Source organism: candidate division KSB1 bacterium, from assembly GCA_022562085.1.
Lineage (GTDB): Bacteria > Zhuqueibacterota > Zhuqueibacteria > Oceanimicrobiales > Oceanimicrobiaceae > Oceanimicrobium.
In genome coordinates, this window is the sequence record JADFPY010000174.1 from 1 (window position 1) to 8,997 (window position 8,997).

General features: G+C 46.3%; 13 protein-coding genes and 1 pseudogene. 13 read left to right on the top strand and 1 reads right to left on the bottom strand.

Annotated features, from left to right (window positions below; all coding sequences use genetic code 11):
* Positions 1-168, bottom strand: a 168-nt coding sequence (locus IH879_14080; protein MCH7676064.1) for a hypothetical protein, incomplete at its 3' end; no start/stop codon positions are given.
* Between the two features lie 414 nt (positions 169-582).
* On the opposite strand from IH879_14080, the gene IH879_14085 reads away from it, so the two are divergent.
* The 13 genes and pseudogenes from IH879_14085 (at position 583) to IH879_14145 (ending at position 8,946) form a co-directional block, all read left to right on the top strand.
* Positions 583-942: a winged helix-turn-helix transcriptional regulator gene (locus tag IH879_14085; protein ID MCH7676065.1), complete on the top strand. Its 360-nt coding sequence runs from the start codon at positions 583-585 to the stop codon at positions 940-942.
* Position 943: 1 nt separating this feature from the next.
* On the top strand, positions 944-1,276 hold the full coding sequence (locus IH879_14090) for a hypothetical protein (GenBank protein ID MCH7676066.1): 333 nt from the start codon (positions 944-946) through the stop codon (positions 1,274-1,276).
* 17 nt (positions 1,277-1,293) lie between these two features.
* A complete protein-coding gene (locus IH879_14095) occupies positions 1,294-1,638 on the top strand; it encodes a heavy-metal-associated domain-containing protein (GenBank protein ID MCH7676067.1) in 345 nt (114 codons plus the stop codon).
* An 11-nt stretch (positions 1,639-1,649) separates the two neighbouring features.
* The gene (locus IH879_14100; GenBank protein ID MCH7676068.1) at positions 1,650-2,138 is read left to right on the top strand and encodes a (2Fe-2S)-binding protein; all 489 of its coding nucleotides are present in this window, start codon (positions 1,650-1,652) and stop codon (positions 2,136-2,138) included.
* A gap of 16 nt (positions 2,139-2,154) precedes the next feature.
* The gene (locus tag IH879_14105) at positions 2,155-3,348 is read left to right on the top strand and encodes a YncE family protein (protein MCH7676069.1); all 1,194 of its coding nucleotides are present in this window, start codon (positions 2,155-2,157) and stop codon (positions 3,346-3,348) included.
* A 181-nt stretch (positions 3,349-3,529) separates the two neighbouring features.
* Positions 3,530-4,075, top strand: a complete 546-nt coding sequence (locus tag IH879_14110) for a cation transporter (protein ID MCH7676070.1) — start codon at positions 3,530-3,532, stop codon at positions 4,073-4,075.
* Between the two features lie 68 nt (positions 4,076-4,143).
* Positions 4,144-4,287, top strand: a complete 144-nt coding sequence (locus IH879_14115; GenBank protein MCH7676071.1) for a hypothetical protein — start codon at positions 4,144-4,146, stop codon at positions 4,285-4,287.
* Between the two features lie 78 nt (positions 4,288-4,365).
* Positions 4,366-4,902 carry a hypothetical protein gene (locus IH879_14120; GenBank protein MCH7676072.1) on the top strand — a complete coding sequence of 179 codons (537 nt, stop codon included), beginning with the start codon at positions 4,366-4,368 and terminating at the stop codon, positions 4,900-4,902.
* Between the two features lie 17 nt (positions 4,903-4,919).
* Positions 4,920-5,816 (top strand): transporter, encoded by an 897-nt coding sequence (locus IH879_14125; protein MCH7676073.1) that lies wholly within the window; start codon positions 4,920-4,922, stop codon positions 5,814-5,816.
* A 28-nt stretch (positions 5,817-5,844) separates the two neighbouring features.
* Positions 5,845-6,789: a 6-bladed beta-propeller gene (locus IH879_14130; protein MCH7676074.1), complete on the top strand. Its 945-nt coding sequence runs from the start codon at positions 5,845-5,847 to the stop codon at positions 6,787-6,789.
* Between the two features lie 36 nt (positions 6,790-6,825).
* Positions 6,826-6,975: pseudogene (locus IH879_14135) on the top strand (efflux RND transporter permease subunit).
* An 86-nt stretch (positions 6,976-7,061) separates the two neighbouring features.
* A complete protein-coding gene (locus IH879_14140) occupies positions 7,062-7,580 on the top strand; it encodes a hypothetical protein (GenBank protein ID MCH7676075.1) in 519 nt (172 codons plus the stop codon).
* A gap of 112 nt (positions 7,581-7,692) precedes the next feature.
* A complete protein-coding gene (locus tag IH879_14145) occupies positions 7,693-8,946 on the top strand; it encodes a TolC family protein (protein MCH7676076.1) in 1,254 nt (417 codons plus the stop codon).
* Positions 8,947-8,997 lie beyond the last annotated feature (51 nt).

Below are 8,997 nucleotides of genomic sequence, written 5' to 3' on the forward strand. Positions count from 1 at the left end.
ACCGACAAATTGGTGTCGTGAACGCGCCGAACAGCCAACCTGGATAGTTCGCCCTGCCATGCCGCCTTTGTAGCTTGTATGAGCAAAGGATTCCGCGTCCGGCGTAAAGCCAAGAGATTCAAAGCACGGGTCAAGCACTGAACGCAGCTCTTTTATCATTCCGCTCATCATAATCCGCTTCTGGATCCGCGGATTCGAGTTGCCCGAAGTTTTCGCGTTTTCAGCCATCCATCGGACAACGAGGGACAAGTGTGTTACAAGGGCTCACTATCTTATCTACTATTTTTATACCTAAAAGAAATTGCGCGTGATTTTGGTACGACTCGGGCCTTCCCCTTTTAAATCATCCCAAAACCAATTTTCTATTCGCATTCCATGTCTTAGCAGAAAAGAAAACTTCATGAATAAACCGCTTTTCATGCGATGAATTAAAAGAATAAATTAAAATTAAAACAATCAATGAAATTGTAGTAAATTCTACTTCGCGGTAAATTTAATTAAAAAAAATGGAACCAATTAACAGGTATGTCGTTTCTTTCTATATTTGAACAGTTATTCAAGTAACAAAACAAAAGGGCAAATATGACTGAACTCACCAGCGAAAGCTGTATTCGCAAAAATGTCGATGTACGCATGTTGCAAAGCTTGCAAAAACAACTTCATGAAAAATGGGATCTCGAAAACCTGGCGGACTTACTCACTGTAGCCGGTAACGAAACCAGGTTGAAGATTTTATTTTTGCTGGCGCAAAAGCCGGAACTGTGCGTCTGTGACATCGCTGACGTGACTGCCATGACGGTTTCCTCAATCAGTCACCAGCTCAGCAAGCTGCGGGCGCACGGACTCATCGCCAAACGCCGCGAAGCACAGACGATTTTTTATCGATTGCAGGAGACGCCTTTCGTCGATTTTTTAAAACAACTGTTCGAATTGGAGGATTGAAATGAACAAAACAGCTTTGACCAGCGTCGGTTCGGTGCTCTCGGCCCTGTTGGCCTCTTTGTGCTGCATCGGCCCTGTAGTGTTTGCGCTCATCGGCGCCGGCAGTTTGGGATTTGCTGCTGCCTTTGAGCCGTACCGGCCTTATCTCCTCGCTTTGACGGTGCTCTTCCTGGGGACCGCCTTTTATTTCACCTATCGCAAACGTCAGGTCCAATGCGAAGACGGCACCTGCAAAATAGAGAGCGCCGGCAAATGGCACAAAATCTTTCTGTGGATTGCGGCGACCTTCGCTGTCGTCTTCATGTTTTTTCCACAAATTTTAACGTTACTCTAAATGGAGGAGGTAGAATCATGATCAAGAAATTTTTAAGCCTGGGTTTGGTTGTTCTGTTAGGAGCGGCCCTGATTTTTGGTTGCGCTAAAACCAAGGAAAAAACCCAAACCGAAAAGCCGGGGGAAACGGTTGCGATTAACGTTCAAAAAGTCAAGTTGGACATTGAAGGCATGACCTGCTCCGGCTGCGCCTTCGGCGTCGAAACCGCCTTGAAGAAAGTGGATGGTGTCAAACAAGCCGGGGCGAGTTTTGATGAAAAATCCGCCGAAGTTGAATTCGATCCCGCAGTCGCGAAAGTCGATCAATTGGTGGAGGCGGTCAGCAAGGCGGGCTTTAAAGCGAAGGCAGCTAGTTTAAATTAAGGAGTTCCAAAATGTCCGAATGTTGTAATAGCTCCGAATGCGCGACGCAAAAATCAGGGGTTTGCCCGGTGTGCGGTGAAAAGGGCAAGGGGGTCGATAGAATCACGCCGGAAAACCTGCTGGCCGCAAAGCAGGCCGTCCGGCTAAAGGAGATCGATTATTATTTTTGTCCGACGCACTCCTGTGAGGTGGTTTACTTTTCACAAGAGGGAGCTCAGTATTTTACCAAAAAAGATGTCAAAACCCGCGTTGGACTGAAAGAAACTGACGACCCGATTCCGGTCTGTTACTGTTTCGATTTTACCCGCGATAAGATTTTCGATGAAATTCGGCAGACCGGGACCAGTAACGCTTCGACTTACATCACCGAGAAAGTGCAGGCCGGCGAATGCGCCTGCGAAATCAAAAATCCGTCCGGTCGCTGTTGTCTCGGGGATGTCAATGCGACTGTCAAAGAAGGTTTGAGGCTTTATGGACAAATCACAAGCATCAAAGTTTAAGCAAACGGAGATTAAGATGAATATATTAAGACGCATTTTGGCTCTGTTCTGGACCTTCACTGTTACAATGGCTGCATCATCCCAAACCATCCCGGTGGGCAAAGGCCCGGACGCCCTCTTCCTCACTCCTAACGAACGCTATCTCTACGTCGCCAACGTCGAGGACACGTTCATTACCGTCGTCGATACACGTACGGACAAAGTGGTGCAAACTATCGACGGCACCGATTATCCCTGGGGCTTTGCCCGACTCGGTAGTTCAAATCTAGTGGCTGTCAGCGGCTGGAATAAAGGCGTCGATGTCATCGATTTTACGAAGCACGAAATCGTCAGATCAAAACGCTACGAGCACAACCTCGGCGGCATCGTGGCGACGGATGATGGCAAAACTTTGTTTGTTATCGCGACCGAAGCCAACAAAATCCTGAAACTCGACGCCGGTTCACTTGAAATTCTCGATGAATACCCAACCGGCAACGGCCCGGATGGCGTCGGGTTGTCGAAAAGCGGCAGCAAACTGTACGGCACCAACACCAAAGACGGCACCATTTCCATCATCGATGTGAAAACCAAGCAGGCCACGCTGCTTGAAGTCGGCCACAAACCGGAATTGATTCATGCCAACCACGACCGCTCCCGGCTATTTATCAGCAATTTCTTCGCCAACAAAATCCACATCGTCGATTCGAACGCCGGAAAAATCATCCACGAAATCACCGGTCTCGACGGTCCGGAAGATGCGGTGTTGTCGAAATCCGAGAAGATTCTTTACGTGGTCAATTTCAACAGCTCGCAAGTTTTCAGCTATGACGCGAAGACTTACGAAAAACTTCCACAGGAGTTCGTCGTTGGCACCAAACCGATTGGGATCGTGTCTGCGGTAAATGACAGCAGGCTTTACGTGAGCAATTACGGCGACAACTCGGTGGCGGTGATTTTGTTGCATTCGCAATCAAAGCTGTCCGACCGTGATACCGAACGGGAAATTTTGGTGAAATTTAAGGCCAGTGTAAAGGAAAGCCAGATCGCGAAATTGGCGTCGGAGCTCGGTTTGCAGCAAATCAAAACCATCGCAGCGCTGCGGTTACGCGTTTTCCACATCACTTCCGAAAAAAGTGTAAAAGAGGTGATCACCGCCTGCGAAAAACAGCCGTTCGTAGAATACGCGGAGGCAAATCAGAAGGTAGGGAAAAAAAGTGAAAAGAATTGAGACTTATTTAAGTGACCTTTTAGAGCCGCGGTAAAAATTCTAATTGATGGAAAAGCTTAACGGCATCCAGGAGCGCCAGACCCGGAAGTTGTTGTGGGCATCGAATTTCATATGCCGCCATTTAAATAGAGAGTCGGTTTTTTTTATTCGGAAAACATTAAAAACAATCAGGAGGTTCAAAATGTCAAAAATCAAAAGATTCTTCACGGCAATGGTTTTGATCGCAGCAGTTACAGCCCTCAGCGCCGGAGAACAAAAAACGGTCACGGTGCGAGTCGACGGACTCGCCTGTCCCTTCTGTGCCTATGGATTGGAGAAGAAGTTAAAGAAAATTGAAAGTGTTGAGAAGCTCGAAATCAAAATAAATGAAGGCGTGGTCACTCTTTATTTTAAAGAGGGTGCAAAAATTGACAAAGAACAGATCGCCAAAAAAGTGAAGGAAGCGGGCTTTACCCCAAGAGAACTGCAGATCGAAGGTAAGTCCAAGAAGGAGGTGGCGGCTATGAAAGGACAGAAGATTTCGCTCAATATCAAAGGGATGCACTGCGAAGGGTGTATTTCTCGCGTAAAAAATACTTTGACCGAATTGGCTTGCGTTCATGATGTCAAGGTGAGCCTGTCGGCCGAAAAAGCCGAGTTTACCTGCACCGACGAGAAAGTCGATCAAAAAAAGTTTGTGCAAGCGATTGAAGCTTTGGGATTCAAAGCGGAATTATCTAAGAAATAGCTAAACTTAAAATAGATATCGATAGGGCGAGGCCACTCAGAAGGAATGGAAGAAGGAGGTAATTGCTTATGAAGAAAAAAATCATTCTTCTAATTACTTTGGCCCTGTTTGCGCTAGGAAGTTTAGCATTTTCCAGTGCGGATCAGGCCGAAATCAACGAATACGGCAAATGCGAACCCAGCGGTTGCTGCGGTTCCTGTATGATTAAATAGCCTATCTGATAATCAATCCTTTCCGTTCATTTTGAAGCTGGTCTCGTCCCTATCGTTTTTAAAAATAACAGGAGGTCTATGAAGCTTCTTCAATCGATTAAAAAGAACTGGTTTAGTGTCACCGTTTTATTTCTCAGTTTTATTTTCGTGGTCAATTTGCTCGGCGGATTTACTAAACTGCACTTGTTCTGGAAAAACAAAATCGACAAAAGTCCGGTCACGGAAGTGGAAAAGTGGCAAACATGGCTCACTAAGAATTCTGACCTATTTTCAGCTCTATCCGATGGCGCACAGATTGGCATCACAAAAAATTTTGAAAGTGATTACGGAGTCATCCTGACGAAGCAAAAAAATAGCATTGAGGTGCAGCGGACGAATGAACTGAGAAAAATCGGTCCGGGCATTATTCTTGAGTTTGGCGATCAGGTGGCTAAAGACCTGCAATGGAAAAAGAATAAAGACGAAGCGATTATTTTTCTCCAACACCGATCACAAATCGGCAAGATTCAAACCTATTATCTTAAAAAAGAAAAAAGGTTGCGGTCGGAAGGATTTGTGACATTTTTGCAGGAAATTGGACTGCGGCCTGCCCCTGACAGTAAAAAAAGTTTGTGAGATTCAGAAGGTTTTACTTGAACAAATTAAGAAAGAAGCTAAAAGTTTTAGGTGCAACAGGGCTATTCCAAATCCTAGCGACAACAGTTTTGGCCCAGGGTCCGCCTATCAACACCGACACCCCCATCATGCTCGGCTTGGAAGGTGGCGGAATCCGCACCTTTGCGAAATTCGTTCGCAGGACAACTCTTTTGCAAGATGGAGACGAAATTCCAGACGATATGGATCGGCAAGTGACAGTTCGGGTTACCCCCATTGCCATTCCTTACAACTTGTTCAGCGATAGATTTCAGATGGGTGTTATCGTGCCGTTTGTGGACGTCGATTTCGAATCAACTGTGCAGGATATGTCAAGCTTCGGAATCGGCGACGTGCGAGTTTTTGCCAAGTACCTGCTTTATCAACGCGACCGCAAGAAAGAGACATTCCGAATCGCCTCAAAGGCAGGGGTTAAATTTCCTACCGGGGATGTGCCGGCCCTGGGGAGCGGCTCAACGGACTATTTCTTTTCTACCGTGGCCGGATGGATTAAGGACAGGAGCGGCATTTATTTAGAAGGAATTTACAATCTGAACACTTCCCATAATCAGGTCGATTTCGGAAACAGCTTTGCGTATAATCTCGCGTTCGGCTATCGGCTGCTGCCGGCGGTGTACGAAACTTATCCTTCACCGCAGCTCAATGGATTTTTAGAAATCAACGGAACAAGCGCTGCAAAAAGTGATGTAAATGGGGTGACAAATGAAAATTCCGGCGGCACCACAATTTTCTTGTCTCCGGGACTGCAATTTGTCGGCGGTAGACGCTGGCTTGTCGAAGCGTCCCTACAAATTCCCATTGTAAACGAGCCCAACGGCACCCAGTTGGCCACCGATTGGACTCTATCGATAGGAACGAGAATTTTACTGTTTTAGAGTACGAAATAGAAGGCGGGGTATTGGATTGAAACTAAGCAACTTCAACCGTTTGAGCGTTCTATTAATTGCTGTGGCGTTAATCTCTTTCGGTTGTTCAAAAGATAATAACCTTGAAATCGAATTCGTAACCCAATGGGGTGGCACGGGCTCAGAGCCGGGAAAATTTAGCGAACCCATCGGGGTGGCTTTAGACGCCCAGAGAAATGTCTATGTTTCCGATGCTGGGAACAACCGCATCCAGAAATTTACTCCCGATGGAAAATTTGTTGCCGAGTGGGGACGGGCCGGAAGCGCGGAAGGCGAATTCGACCGGCCCATGCATTTAGCCGTCGGTGCTGACGGATTCATCTATGTGCCTGAATACGGCAACGACCGGGTGCAGGTGTTTAATACCGACGGAAAATTTCAATTCATGATAGGCAAAAGTGGAAAAGGACATGGCGAATTCGACGCCCCTGCAGGCCTAAATTTCGACTCCAATGGAAAGGTTGTGTTGGCTGATTTTTATAATCACCGCATCCAGATATTTGCCACGGGAGGAGAATTTCAACATGAATTTGCAAGCGAAGGTCACGAGTTTGGTCAATTATACTATCCAACCGATATCGTCGTTGACCAACAGGGCGACATTCTGGTGGCAGACGCCTACAACCACCGCATCCAGAAATTTAGTCCAATTGGTGAGCCGCTAAATTCGTTTGGGCAAAAGGGTAAAGAACCGGGCCAATTTGATGTTGCCAATGCCATAGCGACTGACCATAAAAATCGAATTTTTGTTGTGGACTTCTACAACAACCGCATTCAAATTTTTGATGACAGTGGAGAATTTCTTTACCAGTTTGGCTCGGCAGGAAAAGCAGATGGGCAATTCGAACACCCCACTGACATTGCAATTAGCGAAGAAGGTGAAATTTACGTAGCTGACTTTGGCAACAATCGAATACAAAAATTCCGAATATTAGAAAAATGACTGGCCTCGCCGCAGGTTTGGGCATGATTTCCCTTACTGTTTTCCTCTGGCATTGGCAGCTAAGTGCAACGCCCGCTGGCGACAGTAGTCGTAGGCGGATTAGTCACATCAACGGCTTTAACGCTGCTGGTCATTCCGGCGTTGTATAAATGGTTTGCGGTTGAATTGAAAAGCGTCAAAACGTAGGAGGCACTTGATTATTCTGCATTCAGTGGCTCTCGAATTAACTGAATATCCCCAAAATACTTAACATAATTAATGACACTAAATTTTTGAGGCATCCTGAATCTTTCAAATTAATACTTGACTTTCTATCAGTAATTGTTTATTTTCGCGGCATGATTTTTTGCACTAAAAAATTGAAATTTAGTTTATCCGGAATAGTGGTGCTATTTATTTATGCCATTTCCCTTGTTTTAGCGCCGTGCTTTCACAAGCATCCTGGAAAATATCACACCGATTCAAACGCAGTTTCTTATCATTCCCACACTGACCCATTTGGGTCAAACAAATCTGAACATAGCGATGAAGATCACCGAGAAGATTCAACACCCGATCATTTCAGTGAACCGGTTACAGCAGCTGATGAAATGGTCGGCGTTTCCCAAGCTCCGGGGAAAATATTCAATCCAACCAAATTTCCACCTATCTTAGTATTATTTATTCAGACATCTGCCGAAAGTTGTTCCAACCAGCTTTCATGGCAAGATGCTTTCACCTTGTTACCGCTTCAACCTCAGCAGGATTATTGCATCCTTACCGCAGCAAACCTATCTCCTCCACAAGCTTAACCCTATTCTAAGAAAATCACCATCTAATTTTTTCCACCAAAGATCGATCATGGTCAAGCACGCATGATTGCTATTTTGGTGATTATAAATCCATTATTGTGGAGGATTTCTCTTGAAACGAATTCAAGCAATAGTCTGTCTTTTTTGCTTCAGTGTTTTTGCCGCTCCGGGTATTGCACAAGAAATTGAGACAACAATTCAAACTTTAACATTGCAGCAAGCCGTCGAGCGGGCGCTTGCCAACTACCCGGCGCTGCAAATTCAGCAATATTCTATTGAGCAGGCGCAGGGACTGAAGACCACAGCCGGTTTGTTTCCTAATCCGGTTATCACCTTTTACCGGGAAGATCTCAGTCTCAATGGTCAAGATGCAGGAGAAACGACTGTCTACGCTGGGCTGCCGCTGAATTTTCTCTGGTCGCGCTGGTCAAAGGTTGCGGCCGCATCGGCGCAGGTTGATGCAGAGCAAATGATGCTCGCCGACGTCCGGCGTCTCATCAAATTTGAGGTTCAAAAGGCGTTTGTAGAAACTCATTTTGCAGTTCAAAATTATCAGGCCTGGCAAAAAGCGGCCAATGTTTTCCGCCAGGCGGCAGAGGCCAGCCGTTTCCGCTTTGCTGACGGCGACATGGCCGGTTATGAACACCAGCGTATCGCGGTCGAATATCTCCGCTACCAGAAAGCAGAAGCCGAAGCTAAAGTGCTGCTCAACAACAGCCGCAGACAACTGGCTTTTATTCTCGACCCGGATCAAAGCGAAACGCTGATCAAAACGTCGGCAGTTTTTCCGTCACACCTGCCGGAGATATCTCAGGAAAAGCTGTTGGCACAGAGCCTGGAAACCCGTCCCGACCTGCAGGCTGCCGGAGCAACCCTTCGCGGCAAGCAGGCAGCCTTGACCGCCAATAAATGGGGTCGCTTGCCTCGAATCGTCGCCTCTATCGGCTACAAAAAACAGGTGGATGACTTTAAAGGCTCTGTCGTACAAATCAACTTTGGCTTTCCACTATTTAACCGCAATCAAGGCAAGGTACACAGCGCCAGCGCAGCCCTTAGCCAGCAGACCCTGGCAACGGAATTACTGGAAAAACGGGTGGCAATGGAAGTGCGCCAGGCTTACGAAACCTATCAACTCTATCTTCGACTGGTCGAACAGTTTCTTGCAGAGAATGTACAGCCCACGGAACAATTACTGGAGGTAGCGCAATTCTCCTATTCCGAAGGGGAAATGTCACTCCTTGAGTTGTTGGACGGCGTCCGCGCTTACAGTGAATCTTTCCACGCCAGAAATGACTTGTTGCTAAAATACCAGCTCAGCATTTTTGAATTGGAAAAAGCAGTTGCAACTTCAATCACTCAAAAATAGAAGTCCAATTTCTGAGGCATAAATATGTCACATAAAGAGAGGAGAAATAGA